Origin of the sequence: Ruania alkalisoli, from assembly GCF_014960965.1 — a bacterium.
Lineage (GTDB): Bacteria > Actinomycetota > Actinomycetes > Actinomycetales > Beutenbergiaceae > Ruania > Ruania alkalisoli.
In genome coordinates this window covers 3,799,244-3,815,616 of sequence record NZ_CP063169.1, presented here as the reverse complement: position 1 = coordinate 3,815,616, position 16,373 = coordinate 3,799,244, and the positions used below count along the sequence as shown (strand labels likewise).

The window sequence follows — 16,373 nt, the reverse complement described above, 5'->3', positions numbered from 1 at the left end:
CTGGGATGCCCGGATGCTGGGCGGCTCGCCTCCGGTAGCGGCTGGACGGCGCGACTATCCGTGGCCACGGGCCGACACACCGTGGAGGTGCCCGCGTGGACGTTGTGAGCGGTTCAGTTGCGCCGGCCCGCCCGCTCGGCGAAGGCGTCGAGCGCTTCGGTCACCTCGCGCGCGTGCCAGGTGCGATTGCGACGGCGCCCCGCGACCGCCTGGGTGAGGATGCCGGCCGATTCGAGCGTGTCGATGGCTGTCTGCGCGGTGTGCGCGGACACGCCGAGTTGTGCCTGGACGAACCGCACGGTCACGACCGGTTGGCCGATGAGCAGATCGATCGTGCGCCAGGCGGCTGCGCCACGACGCGCGGTGATCGCTCCCCGCCACCGGGCGCTGATCTCATGGATCTCGGTGAGAAGGCGGTGCCCGTTGGCCAGTGCTCGGAACGTCGCTTCGATCATCCCTGCGAGTAGGGGAGCCAGCTCGCCTTCGCGATACGAGGTCAGCCATGCAACGTAGGCCTCAGTGTCGGTGAGCAGTCCGGCGGAGATGGGCACGGTCACTCGACGTGAGAGCCCTGAACGCCGGACCATGGCGTGCACGAGAGCCCGCCCCGTGCGTCCATTTCCGTCAGTGAAGGGGTGGATTGTCTCGAACTGGGCATGTGCGATCGCCGCATGCACCAGTGCGGGAAGATCGGTGCGAGCCGTGAAGGTCACCAGGTCGTCCATGGCAGCCCGGACGTGACTGTGATGAGGGGGGACGAAAGCGGCTCGGTGTGGGCCTGCGGCGTCACCCCCGATCCACACCTGCTGTGTCCGCCACTCGCCCCCGGCGTGGTGTGACTGCCTGGACATGAGGGCAGCGTGCATCTCCAGGATCGTCCCCGTGGAGATCTCGCCGGCGAGATTGAGCGCGGCCTGCATAGCAGAGACGTTGCCCGACACCAAGCGGGCGTTCACGTTGGCCTCCTCACCGAGCTGGGCGAGGGCGAGTTGGCGTGCTCCGACAGTGATGTTCTCGATCTGTGACGAGGCCGCCGACTCCGAGCGCATCAGCACCGCGCTGATCGGGGCGATCTCCCGGTCTCCGAGAACCTCGGAGGCTGCGTTGTCGAAGCGCGCGATCTCTACCGCCGCCTCCTCGGCCTCCGTGGCCAGCTCGGACGGGAGGTGGACAGGCAAGTCCGCGATCGACGGGATCAGAGCGGACTCGTAGGGCCCACTCGCGGCCCGGCGCCGGCGGTGGGAGAACAGCGTCGCGTCGGCTGGCCTCCAGTCGTGAACCTCGTACGTGAGCGCTGGCCACTCGCCGCGGAATCGTGGTGTCGAACTATTCACTCTCACCTCCTTATTGAAGTTTAGGCTCACAACCTTCAATAAGAGATCGCAGGATGGGTGCTCTGCCAGGGGCAGTCCGACGGAGGCCGAGATCGAGGCGACGAAGATCAGGCGAGGTGAGCCGTCGCCGCCTCCTCCGACCCGAGCGTGGCGATCGCTTCGTCCAGATGAGCGCGTGCGGTCAGACTGAGCAGCGGCAGCGGCGGGCTCACCCGCCCGGAGCCGATCCCCTGCAACGCCGCCCCTTCCTTGAGTACGCTCAGCCAGAAGCCGTGCTCCATCACACCCAGAATGGTGTCCAGGCGTTGCTGGGCGCTCGCTGCCGCGGCCTCGTCCCCGGAGCGCACCGCGTCGGCGAGATCCAGCATCGTCCCCGGGGCGAGGTTCTCCAGCCCGGAGACATACCCGTCGATCCCGGACGCCCAGTGCTGCGTGGCATGGGCCTCGTCGGTTCCTTGCAGCACCCGCAACCCCGTCTCGGCGCGGGTCTCGAGCAGCCACCGCATCAGATCGGCGTCCCCGCCCGAGTCCTTGATCGCGATCACGTTGGGGTGAGCCGCCACCCGCTCCACCACGGTACGGGTCACCGGCAGGTGTGTGTTGACCGGAATGTTGTAGATCGCCACCGGGAGGTCGGAGTGCTCGGCCACCTCGAGGTAGTGCGCGATCATCTCCGGCTCACCCACCGGGTAGTAGAACGGAGTGGTCACGGCGACGACGTCAGCCCCGGCCGCCTTCGCCCGGCGCACATTCGCCAGCGTCCGCTCGGTGCCCACGTCCCCGACGCCGCACACCAGGGCGGTGCGCCCGTCCAGTTGCGCGGCGATCACCTCGAGCGCCTCCTCGGCCACGACGGCCGGGAGGATCGGCAGCTCCCCGCTGGTGCCGAGCGCCATCACGGCGTCACCGGCGGCGACCACACGGTCGACGTGCCGCTCCAAAGCGGGGCGATCGAGGGCGCCGTCGTGGTCCAACGGGGTGATCAGGGGGCAGAAGACGCCGGTGAGATCGTCCCCGGTGCGCAGCGGTGCGGACACGCGCTTCCTCCTTCGATGGTGTGGCGGAATGCGTCGGTGTGCGCATCCCGGGCGGTGCCGGTGTCAGCCCTTCAGGCCGGTGAATCCGGCCCCGCGGACGATCTGGCGCTGGAAGATGATGAACAGCAGTACCGGCGGCAGCGTGGCGATCAGGAGACCGGCGAAGAGGAGGTTCTCCTCGACGGACCGAGCCACGATGGACAGTGCCACTGTGATCGGGCGGCGGTCGGTGTCGGGGACGGCGATCAGTGGCCAGAGGAAGTCTTTCCACGAGTTCATGACCGCCAGTAGAGAGACCACCGCGAGGATGGGCCGTGACATCGGAAGCACGATGCGGCGGAACAAGGTCCATGGGCCGGCGCCGTCGATCTGTGCAGCCTCGAACAGCTCGCGGGGGATGCCTTGAAAGAACCGCACGCAGAGCAACACGCTGAAGCCGTGCACGCCGGCCGGTAGCCAGATTGCCCAGACGGTGTTCTGCAGATTCAGCCCGAGCAACGGCAGGTCCAGGATCGTCAGATACAGCGCGATCAGCGAGACGGTCGGGGGAAGCAGCAGCGTGGCCAGCACCAGCGCGTAGACGACCTTGGAGTAGACCGGCCGCAGCACGGCGATGCCGAAAGACAGCGTGGCCGCCACGAACACCTGGAAGAAGACCGACCCTCCGGTCAGCACGAGAGTGTTCCACATGTACCGGCCCACGCTCATCGTGGTCCATGCCTCGCTGAAGTTGCTCCACTGCACCTCGCTGGGCCAGAGGCGGAACGGTTCGCGCAGGATCTCCTGAGTGGGTGAGAGTGCCGATTTGGCGAGCCACAGCAGCGGCAGCACCGAGAGTGCGGTGACCAGGATGAACATCACCCACTGCAACGGGGTCATGGTCCAGCGCACCAACGGGCGCCTGCGGTCGCTCGCCGAGAGCAGCCCGCGGTCGGGCAGGTCCGCGTCGATCGCGCGGGCCCGGCGCTTGCCGGGCCGGCTCTTCGGCGCCGGGGCCGCCTGCCCGGCGAGCTCGTCGGCCTGCGGCCGGTCGGAAGTGGTGGTCATGTGGTGCTCCAGGTTCGAGTCACGCGCAGGTAGATCGCCGAGATGATGCCGAGCACGATCGCCAGCAGCACGCTCAGCGCTGCCGCGCCGCCGTAGTCGCCGTAGTTGAAGGCGTAGCGATAGATGAGCAGGAGCACAGTGACGGTCGAGTTCTGGGGTCCGCCGTCCGTCATCACGAACGGTTCGATGAAGGTCTGCATCGTGGCGATGATCTGAACGAGCAGCAGGATCAGCATGACCCCGCGCATCTGCGGCAGCGTGATGTGCCAGACCCGGCGCCAGATGCCGGCACCGTCCACCTCGGCTGCGTCATAGAGCTCAGTGGGGATGGAGGTCAGCGCGGCCAGATAGATCAGCACGGTGTTTCCCGCGGCACTCCAGGTGGCGGCGAGCACCAACGACGGGATCGCCCACGAGGTCGACTCGAGCCACGGGAGCGGGCCGATGCCGATGGTCCCGAGGATGGTGTTGAAGACACCGTCCGGTGTCGGCTCGTAGAACCACTTCCAGAGCAGGACCGCGACCACCGGGGGGACGGCCGCAGGCAGATAGACCAGTACCCGGAAGAGTCCGCCGAGCCGGCGGAACTCGGACATCACGGTGGCCAGGAACAGTGGGAGCGGGAACCCGAGCACGATCGAGATCCCCGCGAACAGCAGGGTGTTCTGAACGGCCTTCCATAGCAGCGGGTCGGTGAAGATGAACGCGTAGTTCTCCAGCCATACCCAGCTGGGTTCGGCAACGAGGTTGGTCTCCTGCAGGCTGAGGATCACGCTGCTGACCATCGGCCACCAGGCGAAGTAGCCGAACAGGATCACGCCCGGCGCAAAGAAGGCGAGCGTCTGCAGCGAGTGCTTCGGTGACCGGATCAGACGGCGGGGCCGCCGGCCGACGGCGGGGCGTGAGCTCCCGCCGTCGACCGAGGCCCGGTTCGTGGCTGTGGTCGTCATTGCAGCCGTCGGATGGCCGCGGACGCCTGTTCGGCGGCAGCGGTGAGCTGTGCCTGGATGTCGACGTCCTCCTCAGTGAGCACGGCCTGCATCACCGGGTCGAGCGCGGCGTACAGCTCCTGCCCGCCGAGTGCCGGCTCGGGCCGGTACTCGATCGTGGCGTTGCCCTCCACGTAGCCGTCGGCATTGCCCTCCGGGAACGTGGCGTACTCCGCGATCGCGTCGTTCACGGTGGCGGCGGTCTCTTCGTCGAAGAGCGGCACCTCCGGCACGCCCACGGGGACCCCGGCCGCGGCGTCGGCCTCGGCCTGCTCGGTGGCGACCTCCACGTCGTAGCGGGGGCGCAGGTTCATGTAGTCCATCCACGTCACCGCCGCGGCGCGCTCGGCGTCGGTGGCCGTGGCGGAGACCATGGTGATCCACCCGCCGCTGAGCGTCGCATTGCCCCCGGCCTGCGGCATCGCCCCGACGCCGTAGTGCTCCGGGTCGCCGTCGAAGTTGTTGACGTAGCCGTTGAAGGTGTCCGGGGAGCCGATCCACATCCCGATCTCACCGGCGGCGAAATCGCGCAGCACGTCGGACTGTCCCTGCAGCTGCTGGGTGCCCATGACGTCGTCGTCGAAGCGCATCTCGTTCAGCATGGTCAGCGCCTCGGTGGTCGCCGGATTGTCGAAGGTGACCACGTACTCCTCGCCCTGCTGCTCCTGCAGCACGCCGCCGTAGGAGTAGGTGAGCATGGTGATGTGCCAGCCGCCCTGGTTGTCGACGGTGAGCTCGGCGTAGGGAACGTCGACAACCTCCTTCAAGGCCAGGGCTGCCTCGCGCACCTCGTCCCACGTCGTCGGAGGGGCGTCCGGATCCAGGCCCGCCTGCTCGAACAGGTCACGGTTGTACAGGAGTCCGACGGCGTAGGCCCGCTCAGGGAGACCGAAGGCGTCGCCGTTGGAGTCTGACATCAGGTCCATGACGGCCGGGTTGAGATCATCGCCGTGCTCCAGGGCGTCGATCTCGGTCTGGATGTTGGCCACCTGCTCGCGCTGGATGAGCGCGTTGCCCTCGGTGAACGGCACCCGCAGGACGGTATCGACGTCGCCACCGGCGAGCCGGGCGGAGAAGGTGTCCGTGGAGAACTCGTAGTCGGAGGCCTCGATCGTGATGTGGGGGTACTCGGTCTCGAACGCTTCGATGTCCGCCTGGAACTGTGCCCGTTCCTCAGGCTTGGTTTCGGGCGGCAGTCCCATCACGCTGATGGTGACCTCGTCGTCGGTTGCACCCGAACTGTTGGTCTCGGGGTCGTCGCCGGTTCCGCCGCCACAGGCGGCGATCAGAGCCAAGGCTGCGACAGCGCTGCCGGCTCCTGCGATTCGTCGGTTCCTTCTCATGTGCTTCGGCTCCCTCATCGTTGATGGTGCTCCTCGGTATGACCGTCATCGGTCAGTAGTCACCCGTAGGCCTCGCAGTCATCCTAGGCGTTGATTGCTATCTGTCAACTGTCGTCGGTTAACCGTGAAGCGTGCGATGGTCCGAGACCGCATCGCGAGCACGCTTGGCGGTGTAGAGTCGCGGTATTCCGTCAACCGGTGACATTGGAAGGGTGCGTTCATGGGGCTCGATGTCACGCCCTTGAAGCAGACCAGTCTCGGCGAGCAGGTGGCCCGGGACCTGCGCGTCCTGATTGTCGACGGGCGCCTGACTCGTGGGGTGCATCTGGTGGAGGCGGACCTCTCGCGCGACTTCGGCGTCAGCCGGGGACCGATCAGGGATGCGCTGCGCAAGCTCGAAGTGGAAGGGCTGGTCGAGACGCGTCAGCGCGGCACCTTCGTCGTGGGGCTCACCGAGGAGGATGTCGCGGAGATGTTCTCCCTGCGCCGGACGCTGGAATCGTTCGCGCTGCGGTTGTGCTCGGAGGCGGAGGATCTGGACTGGTCCGCCTTCGACCGGCCCTTGGAGCGGATGAGGCAAGCGGCGGACGCCTCAGATGCTGGTTCGTTCGCCGTGGCCGACCTGGAGTTCCACTCCCTGTTCTACGAGATGTCCGGGCATCGCCGGCTGCACGCACTGTGGCGCGAGAACGAGCCGACATTCCTGACCTTGCTCACGCTCACCACAGCCCGCGACGACGACCTGCACCCCTCGGCTGAGTCGCACGCGGTCATCCTGCGCGACTTGCGGTCCGGGCGCCTCGATCGTGCGCTGGCGGAGCTCGACAGCCACCTGGAAGGGGCGAGCCGGCGGATGCGCGATGCTCGTCGCGAGGCCGACCCCGTCGACTGAGCTGCGCCCGTGCCTGGCGCCGGGAATCCCTCAGTCCCGCTCGACCGGAGCCGATCCGCGCTGCCGTCGTTGCCGCCATTGAATCAGCGCGAACGACACCCCACTGACCAGCACCAGCCCTGCGGACACCGTCACCCAGGGGAAGGGAGCCCGGGCACCGGGCATCGGGCCGGTCGCCCGCAATGCGGAGTCCTCGGCGTTCAGGTGCCAGGTCACCGTGGAACCCTCACGTTCCCCGTCGTGGCGGGTGACGCCGTCGGGGAAGGTGATCGACAGGTCCGTCTCCCAGCCGTCGGCATCGGCCTCGGCGAGGCTGCCCAGACCGGCCACCACGGCGATCTCCTGATCGTCGGAGGTGATGCTCAATGCCCCGCTCGTGGCGGCTTCCAGTCGGTCGACCGGCGTCTCGGTCAGGGTGAGCCGCACGCCTGCGTACTCACCGTCGTCGTAGGGCTCCGCGGTGACCCCCTGATCCGGGGCGGCCGCGAGATCGGACTCGATCCCGGAGACCATCGCGTCGAGGTCCTCGCCGTTCTCCTGCGCCCACGCCCTGCTGACGACGACCGTCACCTCCCCGGAGACTGTTGCCGCGTCGGGGGCGATGGTGAGATCGCCCTCCACCCGGAAACAGCCGGCGAGGAGCAGCAGGCTCGCGAGCGTGAGGAGTAGACGCAGCAGCAGCTTCACGCAGCAGAGTGTGCCAGCATCACCTGGATGCCTGTTCACGGCCTTGTGGTGTGATGTCGATGCACACGGTGCGTCGGAATCACACCACAAGGCTCGAGACCCGAGGGCTACCCGCCGAGTGCGGTCCGGATCGATGCGGCCGCCGCGCCGGCCTCGTCGCCCGAGTAGCTCGTGCGCGGCCAGAAGAACCCGCGCAACCCATCGCCCTTCGTGCGCGGCACCACGTGCAGGTGCAGGTGCGGCACGGACTGACTCACCACATTGTTGACCGCCATGAACGTGCCCTGCGCGCCGAGGGCCTCCGGGATCGCCGCGGCCAGCCGTTGACCGGCAGACCAGAACGCACCCGCGATCTCGGCCGGAAGGTCGGGAACGGTCGGTACGTGGCGGCGCGGTACGAGCAGCGTGTGGCCGGCGAACAGGGGCCTGGTGTCGAGGAAGGCGACGACGTCGGGCTCATCCATCACCACCTGCGCCTCGAGGTCACCGGCGACGATCCTGCAGAACGTGCACTCGGACATGGCGGACGGCCGACCCCGCGCAGGGCCGGCCGTCCGAGATCGTCCGTCAGCGCTCGTCGCCGACCTTGCCGTCGAGGAAGTCGCGGCCCTGCTCGATCTTGTCGGCGTGCTGGCCACCGGTCTTGTCGTTGATGAAGTCCGAGGCGGCGTCGAGACCCTGATCGGTCTTCTCCTCGTCCTTCAGCACCTCGGAGGCCTTGTTCTTCAGGTCGTCGAATCCCACCATGTGCTTCTCCTTCTCGTGGTTGACCGCACGGATGTGCCCTACGCCACCCGAGTTTGTCGCACTTCGGGCACGTGCGCAGCCCGGAGGGTTCCCGACGGCGCAGGTTGCGTGGGATCGGGCGAAGAGTTCACCGCCTGGTCACCTGCCAGCGAGTTCGACGCGTCGCCGGAGTCTGTCGATGATCTGGTTGCGCATCTGAAGCTGATGCCCCAAAGTTGAGTGGAATAGACTCAACCTTGATCTGGTTGCACTGGTCAGTGACCGACCAACCCGGAGGATCGATGGACACCAAGCTCACCACCAAGTCGCAAGAGGCTGTCTCGACGGCCGTTCAGGCCGCTGCGCGTGCCGGGCACGCGCAACTCGAACCGGTCCACCTGCTCAGTGCACTGCTCGCGCAGACGGACGGGGTCGCCGTCGCCCTGCTCGGTGCCGTAGGCGCCGACCGTGCCCACCTGACCCAGCAGGCCCAGGGGATCGAGACCGCCCTCCCCGCGGCCGCGGGATCCTCGGTGAGTCAGCCGCGGATGTCGCGGGCGATGCTCACCGTGACCGGTGCTGCCGGGGACGAGGCGAAGGCGCTTGGTGATGAGTACGTCTCCACCGAGCACCTGCTGCTGGGGTTGGCCAAGGACGCCGGTGCCGTCGGCGAGGCGCTGCGAGGAGCGGGGGCATCCCGGGACCAGCTGCTCGCCGCGCTGCCGCAGGTGCGTGGGTCTGCACGTGTGACGTCCCCGGACCCGGAGGGAACCTTCCAGGCGCTGGAGAAGTACGGCCTGGACCTCACCGCGGCAGCACGCGAGGGGAAGATCGACCCCATCATCGGGCGCGACTCCGAGATTCGCCGTGTGGTGCAGGTGCTTTCCCGTCGCACGAAGAACAACCCGGTGCTGATCGGTGATCCCGGTGTCGGCAAGACCGCCGTCGTGGAGGGTCTGGCCCAGCGCATCGTGGACGGCGACGTGCCCGACTCGCTGCGCGACAAGCGCCTCATCTCTCTCGACCTGGCCGCGATGGTGGCCGGGGCGAAGTACCGAGGCGAGTTCGAGGAGCGCCTCAAGGCAGTGCTGGACGAGATCAAGAGCTCCGACGGCGAGATCGTCACCTTCATCGACGAGCTGCACACCGTGGTGGGGGCCGGGGCCTCCGAAGGCTCGATGGATGCCGGGAACATGCTCAAGCCCATGCTCGCCCGCGGTGAGCTGCGCATGGTCGGGGCGACCACGCTGGACGAGTTCCGCGAGCACGTCGAGTCCGATCCCGCACTGGAGCGCCGGTTCCAGCAGGTGTTCGTGGGGGAGCCCTCGGTGGAGGACACGGTGGCGATCCTGCGCGGGATCGCACCGAAGTACGAGGCCCACCACCAGGTGACCATCGCCGACGGTGCACTCGTGGCCGCCGCGCAGCTCTCCGACCGGTACATCCCCGGCCGGCAGCTGCCCGACAAGGCGATCGACCTGATCGACGAGGCGGCCTCTCGGCTGCGGATGGAACTGGACTCCTCGCCGGTGGAGATCGATGAGCTGCGCCGGGCCGTGGATCGGCTGAAGATGGAGGAGGCCTACCTGTCGGAGTCTGCCGACGATGCGTCGCGGGACCGGTTGGAGAAGTTGCGCGCCGACCTGGCCGACCGCTCGGAGGAGCTGGCCGGACTGAATGCCCGCTGGGAGGCGGAGAAGGCCGGCCACAACCGGGTGGGTGACCTCAAGGCTCAGCTCGATGCGATGCGCACCGACGCCGAACGTGCCCAGCGTGAGGGTGACCTCGAGAAGGCCTCGCGGCTGCTGTATGGGGAGATCCCCGCCGTCGAGCGCCAGATCGCCGAGGCGGAGGCCGCCGAGCACGATGTGGAGTCCGCGAGCGAGGCTCCCATGATCGCCGACCACGTCGGTGTCGAGGAGGTGGCCGAGGTGGTCGGCGCCTGGACGGGCATCCCCACCGGCCGGCTGCTGGAGGGGGAGACACAGAAATTGCTGCACATGGAGGACGTGCTCGGCGAGCGGCTGATCGGTCAGCGCGAGGCCGTGCGTGCCGTCTCCGATGCGGTGCGGCGTTCGCGTGCCGGGATCTCCGACCCGGACCGGCCGACCGGATCCTTCTTGTTCCTCGGGCCCACCGGTGTGGGCAAGACCGAGCTCGCGAAGTCGCTCGCGGACTTCCTCTTCGATGACGAGCGCGCGATCGTGCGCATCGACATGAGCGAGTACGGCGAGAAGCACTCGGTCGCCCGGCTGGTCGGGGCTCCTCCCGGCTATGTCGGCTACGAAGAGGGCGGGCAACTGACCGAGGCCGTGCGACGCCGTCCGTACTCGGTCGTGCTGCTCGACGAGGTGGAGAAGGCGCACCCGGAGGTCTTCGACATCCTGCTGCAGGTGCTCGACGACGGCCGGCTCACCGATGGTCAGGGGCGCACCGTGGACTTCCGCAACACGATCCTGGTGCTCACCTCCAACCTCGGTTCGCAGTTCCTCGTGGACTCCTCGCTGGAGGCCGCGGTCAAGCGTGATCGGGTGCTCGAAGCCGTGCGGGCGTCGTTCAAGCCCGAGTTCCTGAACCGCCTGGACGAGATCGTCGTCTTCGACGCCCTGAACCTGGACGAGCTGGGCAAGATCGTTGACCTGCAGCTGGAGCGGATGGCCGCGCGGCTCGCCGACCGCCGCCTTGACCTCGAGGTCACCGCGGCCGCCCGGGAGTGGCTCGCCATCGAGGGCTACGATCCTGCCTACGGTGCCCGGCCGCTGCGCCGCCTCGTGCAGCGTGAGATCGGAGACCGGCTCGCCCGGATGCTGCTCGCCGGGGAGGTGGCGGACGGCGGATCCGTGACGGTCGACCGGCCGGAGTCGCTCGAGGAGCCGGGACTGGTGCTACGCGCCGCCTGAGCCCCGGCCCCCTGACACTCATCTCACGGAATCGCTCGTCGATCTGGTCGTTGACGCACGGCCAAATCGACGAGCGATTTCGGTGCTAGGGGTCAGGAGATGGAGACGTCGTCGCCGGCGATGAAACTGCCGGTGAGGCTGTACCCGTCATTCGCGGAGATCAGGCAGGTGAACTTCCGGTCGCCGGCATCCCAGGTCTGCTGTGTGGGGTAGAGCGAGTGGTAGCCGATGTTGGTGGTGTCGAACGAGGCCGGCAACATCGAGTCGAGCTCGGCGAAGCAGAACTCGTCGGAGGCGTCGCCGAAGACGTCCTCACCGGGGAAGTCCGGGTACTCCGCGTCGTCAAGGATCTCCTCGGCGTACACCTCCAGCGCGTGCGGATCCGCGCACGGCACCGCTGGCAGCAGGTTGTCGTCGGTGTAGATGTACTCCAGCACCTCCAGGCAGTGCCCGGGCAGCAGGTTCAGATCGGCCACCTCTTCCGGCTGGCTCAGCGGATCGGCCGTCTGGCCGGCGGTCGGCTGCTCGTTCCCGCCATCTAGGAGGCGCAGCGCGAAGAAGCCACCGACGGCGACCACCGCGATCAGCACGACGATCCCGATGATCAGCGGGGCCCTGTTCTTCGACGGCGGCGCCCCGAATGGTGCCTGCCCTCCGGCCCCGTAGCCGGCCCCGGGGCCGCCATAGCCTGGTTGGGGTGTTCCGTAGCCAGGCTGCTGCCCGTAGCCGCCCTGTGGAGCGTAGCCAGGCTGGCTGTATCCGGGCTGGGTCGGCGGGCCAGGCTGCTGTTGGCCGTAGCCGGGTTGACCCTGCCCCGGTTGCTGGCCGTAGCTGGGTTGCTGACCTGGTTGCTGGCCGTAGCCGGGCTGTTCCGGGCCCGGAGGGCCGGGCTGTTGGTGAGGATCCCACGGTGCGCTCATGGCAACGACTCTAGAAGCCCGCTCGACCGTGGCGCCAGCGCGTTCTGCGAGGGTTTGCGTCCGAAACTGGCCGCAACCGGTCGAACTGGTCGAGCCGGTCTCACGATCCGGCGACCACGACCTCGTCCCCACGCGTGAAGCTGCCGGTCATCGTGTATCCCTCATCCACGCCGGCGATGCAGGTCAGAGTCCGGTCGCCGGTCTCCCAGGTCTCGGGGGAGGGGGCGATCGTCCGGTACACCACGGGCGTTGTATCGAGATCCTCGGGCAGCTCTGCGAGCAGCGACTCTCGGCAGAACTCGTCTGCCGCCGTCGTCATCTCGCCCTCTCCCGGGTAGTCCTCCTCGGCGGACTCATCCTGGGCGAACACCTCGAACCGGTGCGGGTCGGCGCAGTCGGCGAGCGGCATCTCCGGGTCGCCGAGCTCGTACCCGTCCAGGCATTGGCCCACCGTGAGATCAAACTCGGACACCGCCCCGGGCGAGGTCGTGGGCGTGGGAGGCTCTCCCGTCGGGGTGGGCGTGGCCGAGGCAGGGTCCGTCGCCGGGGGCGTCGGCGTTGGATCGTCCTGGAACAGGGCGCGGAAGCCTAGGGTCCCCACGATGAGCACCAGGGCGAGCCCGACAGCCACCGCGGCGATCATCGGAACGGACGTCGTCGATCGGCGGTCTGCCGCCGGAGAGCGTTCGGAGGGATCGGCCCCCGGGCTCTGCCCGAAGCCGGCCCATGAACCTGCGTGCCGCCCCCGAGCAGGCGCCAGGCGACGGCCATCGCCACGCTGACGATCGCGCCGGGGCGCGCTCGGGTCCGGAGTACTCATGCGCTGACCCTAGAACGAGCCATGACGGCGTGCGCACTCCGGGTCTCCCCCGGGGCCGGGCAGGCAGACCTCATCCGCCGAGCAGGTCTCCGTCGAACGGTCCGGTGCTGCCGCGCGCGAGACACAAGATCGCGGTGGTGCCCTGGTCCCATGCCTCTTCGGTGGGAGCCAGGTACCAGGCGGTCAACCCCGACTCGGGCACGCTGTCGTTCTCCATTGCCGAAACGTCCGCCTCGCAGGTGGCCAGCGCCTCCTCGGCAACGGCTTCCGCCCCGGGGAAGTCGCCGGTCAGCTCGTGGCTGGAGATCGCCTGCGCGATGTGTGACTGCGCGCACGGCACCAGCCGGACCTCTCCCACCTGCTCGCCCGGTGGGAGGAACTCGATGCAGTTGCCCACGGCCACGTTCGAGGCGCCGACGGTCCGGGCGGTCTCGACGTCCCCGGCCTGAGGGCTCTCGGTGAGGCGGTCGATCGTGCCATTCCCGGCCAGCACCACCGTGGTCAGCACCCACGCGATCGTGAACAGCGAACCCAAGCCGATCCCGGTCCAGGCGAGCGCCATACTGCGGCGCCGATTGCGCTTGATCCGCGTGCGCGCCAGTGCGCCGAGGAAGATGGCGACGGGCCCGAGCAGTGCGGTCGCGACGGAGGCCACCGCTGTCGGTTCCACCTTGGCGCGCTGCATCACCGGGAAGGTGAACTGGCCGTAGGAGCCCTGATCCTGCTGGGGTGAGGCTGGGCGGGAGCCGTACATGCTCTGCCCGACCGGTCCTGGCTGGGGGGTGTGCGCTGGCGGTGCGGGCAGCGGTGGGACCGCGGGTGTCGTCCCGTCCGGGCCGCGTGCTGGCGTCTGCCACGGTGCGGGCGACTGTCCCGTGGGCGCGCCCCAGGCGCTGGGCGCGGCCCATGGCTCCGGCTCGGGCGGTGTGCCCGGTGCCGGTGGGTGGTCACCGGGATTGCTCATGGCCACGACGATAGCCGGGATCGACCATTGATTGACATGTGACCAAATAGTCACCTATTGTACGAATCGTGCTCGACGACGACCCAGTCTTCAAGGCGCTGGCGGATCCTGTTCGCCGGCTCCTTCTCGACCTGCTCTTTGCGCAGGACGGGCGCTCCCTCGGTGAGCTCGACGCGGCGGTCAACGAGCACACCGAGATGACCAGGTTCGGTGTGTCGAAGCATCTGAGACAGCTGGAGAACGCCGGCCTGGTCCTCACGCGCAAGCGCGGGCGGACCAAGCACCACTACCTCAACCCCGTGCCGATCCAGCAGATCCACCAGCGGTGGATCGGCAAGTACACCGAGCGGGCCGGCATCGCCTCCGTCCTGCTCGGTATGAAGGAACACCTCGAGCAATCTCCGGACGAGCCGAAACGGCCCGGCCACGAACCGAAAGACGAGTCATGAGTGACAACCTGATCCAGGTCTACAGCATCTACATCAACGCTCCGGCCGCCACCATCTGGAAGGCCATCACCGAGTCGGAATACACCACCCGCTGGGGCTACGGAGGCGAGTCAGAGTACGACCTGCGCCCAGGCGGCACCTATCGCAACCTGACCACAGATGAGATGAAGCAGATGGGGATGGGAGAGGTCGCCGTCACCGGAACGGTCATCGAGGCCGACGAGCCGACCCGGCTCGTACTCGACTGGTCACCGGCCTGGCACCCGGACAAGGCACCCACCCGCCTCACCTGGGAGCTGACCGAATACCCCTCCGGTCTCACTCAGGTGGTGCTCACCCACGACCTGACCGCGGCCCCCGAGCTGGCGGCCGAGGTGGCCGGCGGTGGGGAACCGGCGCAGGGTGGCGGCGGATGGCCTTGGTGCCTCTCCGGTCTCAAGACCCTGCTCGAGACCGGTGCGGAGATGGGGGCCTGAGCGACCCGGCCCGACGAGGGCGGCCCGAGTGTCGCGGACGCGCGTGTCTGCAACACTCAGGCCACCGTCGTGGGTGCTGGCTGGGGCGTCGTCACCCTCCAGGGGCCGAACTTTCGACCCTTGAACGGTTCAAGGGGCAAATGTTCGACCCATGAAGCGGTGATTCACCCGCCGAGGTGCGGACCCACGATCACTCCACCTCAAGCACGACGGGCACATGATCGGAAGGGCCCTTGCCCTTGCGCTCGTCCCGGTCGATCCTCACGCCCCGCACTCGCTCGGCCAGCGGCACCGACGCCCAGGCGAAGTCGATCCGCATCCCCTCGTTCTTCGGGAAACGTAGCCGCTGGTAGTCCCAGTAGGTGTACGCCTGCGGGACATGCTCACGTGTGACCTCGCGATACCCCGCGCTCGCGAACGCGGCGAACGCCTGGCGCTCGGCGGCGGAGACGTGCGTGGCGCCGTCGAAGACGTCGATGTCCCAGACGTCGGTGTCCTGGGGTGCCACATTCCAGTCGCCGAGGAGTCCGACTGGTGACCCGTCGCCGGCCCATGCGCTCGCGGCCTCGCGCAGCGCCGCCAGCCACTGGAGCTTGTACGCGTAGTGGGGATCGTCCAGCGTGCGTCCGTTCGGCACGTACACGCTCCAGAGCCGGATCCCCGCGCAGGTTGCTCCGATGGCGCGAGCCTCGACCTGGTCCTTCCACTCGGGCTGTCCCGCGAAGGAACGTTCGACGTCCTCCAGGCCCACCCGTGAGCAGATCCCGACGCCGTTCCACTGGTTCACGCCATGGTGGGCCACCTCGTAGCCGGCCGCCTCGAACGGCAGGTACGGGAACGCCTCGTCCTTGACCTTGGTCTCCTGCATGAGCAGGACGTCGACGTCGGCGCGCTCGAGCCAGGCGACGACCCGCTCGGCACGGGCGCGGACGGAGTTCACGTTCCAGCTGGCGATGCGCACGCCGGACACCGTAACCCGCCGCGTGGGGTCCGCTCCCACCGGACCGCCACGGGCCCCTGGGCCTTGCCGAGCGCTGAGTTGTTCGGCGTTGAGGCGCCGGACGCCGAATATCTCAGCGCTCGCCGGCAGAGTACCCGGCGGTCGCGGCCGAGCGGCCGGGGTGAGGGGCGCTACCCTGACGGCCGTGACCACCAACGCATCCAGCCCCGCCCAGCGCCTCGCCGAGCTCGTCAACACCCACGCCGTCGTCCACGGCCGCGTCACTCTCAGCAGCGGCAAGGAGGCCGACTACTACGTCGACATGCGACGGGTGACGTTGCATCACGAAGCGGCCCCGCTGATCGGGCACCTCCTGCTGGACCGGCTCGAAGAGGCGGGCTATGGCCCGGGGGAGATCGACGCCGTCGGGGGACTCACGCTCGGTGCGGACCCGGTGGTGTGCGCCGTGCAGCATGCCGCCGCCAGCCGCGGCCTGGACCTCGATGCCTTTCTTGTGCGCAAGGAAGCCAAGGGCCACGGGATGAAGCGACAGGTCGAGGGTCCCGACGTCGCAGGCAAGCGTGTGGTGATTCTCGAAGACACCTCCACCACCGGTGGCAGTGCGCTCACTGCAGTCGAGGCGGTACGCAACGCTGGCGCCGAGGTGGCCGCCGTGGCCTCGGTGGTGGACCGGGACACCGGCGCACGCGAAGCGGTGGAAGGGGCAGAACTCCCCTACCTGTGGGTGCTCTCCGCTACTGACCTCGGCCTGACACACCAGTAGGCTCAAACCGGACCGGGGCCACCCATGCCCCACCCGGGGAGGGAGACACCCGCCCGGAACGAGGA

General features: G+C 68.3%; 17 protein-coding genes. 5 read left to right on the top strand and 12 right to left on the bottom strand.

Annotation, left to right across the window (positions count from 1 at the left end; translation table 11 throughout):
* Positions 1-113: 113 nt before the first annotated feature.
* The 5 genes from IM660_RS17015 to IM660_RS16995 form a co-directional block, all read right to left on the bottom strand.
* Entirely contained in the window at positions 114-1,334 is a 1,221-nt protein-coding gene (locus tag IM660_RS17015) for a Fic family protein (protein ID WP_193496967.1), read from the bottom strand.
* A 107-nt stretch (positions 1,335-1,441) separates the two neighbouring features.
* A complete protein-coding gene (locus IM660_RS17010; protein WP_193496966.1) occupies positions 1,442-2,371 on the bottom strand; it encodes a dihydrodipicolinate synthase family protein in 930 nt (309 codons plus the stop codon).
* 63 nt (positions 2,372-2,434) lie between these two features.
* A complete protein-coding gene (locus tag IM660_RS17005; protein WP_210769009.1) occupies positions 2,435-3,418 on the bottom strand; it encodes a carbohydrate ABC transporter permease in 984 nt (327 codons plus the stop codon).
* Positions 3,415-4,368 carry a carbohydrate ABC transporter permease gene (locus tag IM660_RS17000; RefSeq protein WP_193496965.1) on the bottom strand — a complete coding sequence of 318 codons (954 nt, stop codon included), beginning with the start codon at positions 4,366-4,368 and terminating at the stop codon, positions 3,415-3,417. The genes IM660_RS17005 and IM660_RS17000 overlap by 4 nt, the downstream gene beginning before the upstream one ends.
* Positions 4,365-5,750: an ABC transporter substrate-binding protein gene (locus tag IM660_RS16995; RefSeq protein ID WP_193496964.1), complete on the bottom strand. Its 1,386-nt coding sequence runs from the start codon at positions 5,748-5,750 to the stop codon at positions 4,365-4,367. Before IM660_RS16995 ends, IM660_RS17000 begins: the two co-directional genes overlap by 4 nt.
* A gap of 220 nt (positions 5,751-5,970) precedes the next feature.
* Here IM660_RS16995 and IM660_RS16990 point away from each other — a divergent pair, with 220 nt between their 5' ends.
* Positions 5,971-6,642: a GntR family transcriptional regulator gene (locus IM660_RS16990; RefSeq protein ID WP_193496963.1), complete on the top strand. Its 672-nt coding sequence runs from the start codon at positions 5,971-5,973 to the stop codon at positions 6,640-6,642.
* Between the two features lie 30 nt (positions 6,643-6,672).
* Here the strand turns inward: IM660_RS16990 and IM660_RS16985 are convergent, their stop codons facing one another.
* From IM660_RS16985 to IM660_RS16975, 3 genes are all read right to left on the bottom strand, one after another.
* Positions 6,673-7,329, bottom strand: coding sequence for an LppM family (lipo)protein (locus IM660_RS16985; RefSeq protein WP_193496962.1), 657 nt, complete (start codon positions 7,327-7,329; stop codon positions 6,673-6,675).
* 107 nt (positions 7,330-7,436) lie between these two features.
* Positions 7,437-7,850: an HIT family protein gene (locus IM660_RS16980; RefSeq protein WP_193496961.1), complete on the bottom strand. Its 414-nt coding sequence runs from the start codon at positions 7,848-7,850 to the stop codon at positions 7,437-7,439.
* Positions 7,851-7,896: 46 nt separating this feature from the next.
* A complete protein-coding gene (locus IM660_RS16975; protein ID WP_159623088.1) occupies positions 7,897-8,076 on the bottom strand; it encodes an antitoxin in 180 nt (59 codons plus the stop codon).
* Positions 8,077-8,357: 281 nt separating this feature from the next.
* On the opposite strand from IM660_RS16975, the gene clpB reads away from it, so the two are divergent.
* Complete coding sequence (clpB, locus tag IM660_RS16970) at positions 8,358-10,955, top strand: ATP-dependent chaperone ClpB (protein ID WP_193496960.1); 2,598 nt, start codon at positions 8,358-8,360, stop codon at positions 10,953-10,955.
* A gap of 92 nt (positions 10,956-11,047) precedes the next feature.
* Here the strand turns inward: clpB and IM660_RS16965 are convergent, their stop codons facing one another.
* The 3 genes from IM660_RS16965 to IM660_RS16955 form a co-directional block, all read right to left on the bottom strand.
* Positions 11,048-11,875, bottom strand: coding sequence for a septum formation family protein (locus IM660_RS16965; RefSeq protein ID WP_193496959.1), 828 nt, complete (start codon positions 11,873-11,875; stop codon positions 11,048-11,050).
* Between the two features lie 100 nt (positions 11,876-11,975).
* Positions 11,976-12,695, bottom strand: coding sequence for a septum formation family protein (locus tag IM660_RS16960; RefSeq protein ID WP_193496958.1), 720 nt, complete (start codon positions 12,693-12,695; stop codon positions 11,976-11,978).
* Between the two features lie 70 nt (positions 12,696-12,765).
* Entirely contained in the window at positions 12,766-13,659 is an 894-nt protein-coding gene (locus IM660_RS16955) for a DUF4190 domain-containing protein (protein WP_193496957.1), read from the bottom strand.
* 68 nt (positions 13,660-13,727) lie between these two features.
* Between IM660_RS16955 and IM660_RS16950 the strand changes: the two genes are divergently transcribed.
* The gene (locus IM660_RS16950) at positions 13,728-14,108 is read left to right on the top strand and encodes an ArsR/SmtB family transcription factor (protein ID WP_193496956.1); all 381 of its coding nucleotides are present in this window, start codon (positions 13,728-13,730) and stop codon (positions 14,106-14,108) included.
* A complete protein-coding gene (locus IM660_RS16945; protein ID WP_193496955.1) occupies positions 14,105-14,584 on the top strand; it encodes an SRPBCC domain-containing protein in 480 nt (159 codons plus the stop codon). The genes IM660_RS16950 and IM660_RS16945 overlap by 4 nt, the downstream gene beginning before the upstream one ends.
* 190 nt (positions 14,585-14,774) lie before the next feature.
* Here the strand turns inward: IM660_RS16945 and IM660_RS16940 are convergent, their stop codons facing one another.
* The gene (locus IM660_RS16940) at positions 14,775-15,545 is read right to left on the bottom strand and encodes an exodeoxyribonuclease III (protein WP_193496954.1); all 771 of its coding nucleotides are present in this window, start codon (positions 15,543-15,545) and stop codon (positions 14,775-14,777) included.
* A gap of 184 nt (positions 15,546-15,729) precedes the next feature.
* On the opposite strand from IM660_RS16940, the gene pyrE reads away from it, so the two are divergent.
* The gene (pyrE, locus tag IM660_RS16935) at positions 15,730-16,308 is read left to right on the top strand and encodes an orotate phosphoribosyltransferase (protein ID WP_193496953.1); all 579 of its coding nucleotides are present in this window, start codon (positions 15,730-15,732) and stop codon (positions 16,306-16,308) included.
* Positions 16,309-16,373 lie beyond the last annotated feature (65 nt).

Bases quoted from the DNA above. Each gene is read 5' to 3' on its own strand.
- IM660_RS17005 (WP_210769009.1), bottom strand. From the start codon at position 3,418: ATGACCACCACTTCCGACCGGCCGCAGGCCGACGAGCTCGCCGGGCAG.
- IM660_RS17000 (WP_193496965.1), bottom strand. From the start codon at position 4,368: ATGACGACCACAGCCACGAACCGGGCCTCGGTCGACGGCGGGAGCTCA.
- IM660_RS16995 (WP_193496964.1), bottom strand. From the start codon at position 5,750: ATGAGAAGGAACCGACGAATCGCAGGAGCCGGCAGCGCTGTCGCAGCC.
- IM660_RS16990 (WP_193496963.1), top strand. From the start codon at position 5,971: ATGGGGCTCGATGTCACGCCCTTGAAGCAGACCAGTCTCGGCGAGCAG.
- IM660_RS16980 (WP_193496961.1), bottom strand. From the start codon at position 7,850: ATGTCCGAGTGCACGTTCTGCAGGATCGTCGCCGGTGACCTCGAGGCG.
- IM660_RS16975 (WP_159623088.1), bottom strand. From the start codon at position 8,076: ATGGTGGGATTCGACGACCTGAAGAACAAGGCCTCCGAGGTGCTGAAG.
- clpB (WP_193496960.1), top strand. From the start codon at position 8,358: ATGGACACCAAGCTCACCACCAAGTCGCAAGAGGCTGTCTCGACGGCC.
- IM660_RS16965 (WP_193496959.1), bottom strand. From the start codon at position 11,875: ATGAGCGCACCGTGGGATCCTCACCAACAGCCCGGCCCTCCGGGCCCG.
- IM660_RS16960 (WP_193496958.1), bottom strand. From the start codon at position 12,695: ATGAGTACTCCGGACCCGAGCGCGCCCCGGCGCGATCGTCAGCGTGGC.
- IM660_RS16955 (WP_193496957.1), bottom strand. From the start codon at position 13,659: ATGAGCAATCCCGGTGACCACCCACCGGCACCGGGCACACCGCCCGAG.
- IM660_RS16945 (WP_193496955.1), top strand. From the start codon at position 14,105: ATGAGTGACAACCTGATCCAGGTCTACAGCATCTACATCAACGCTCCG.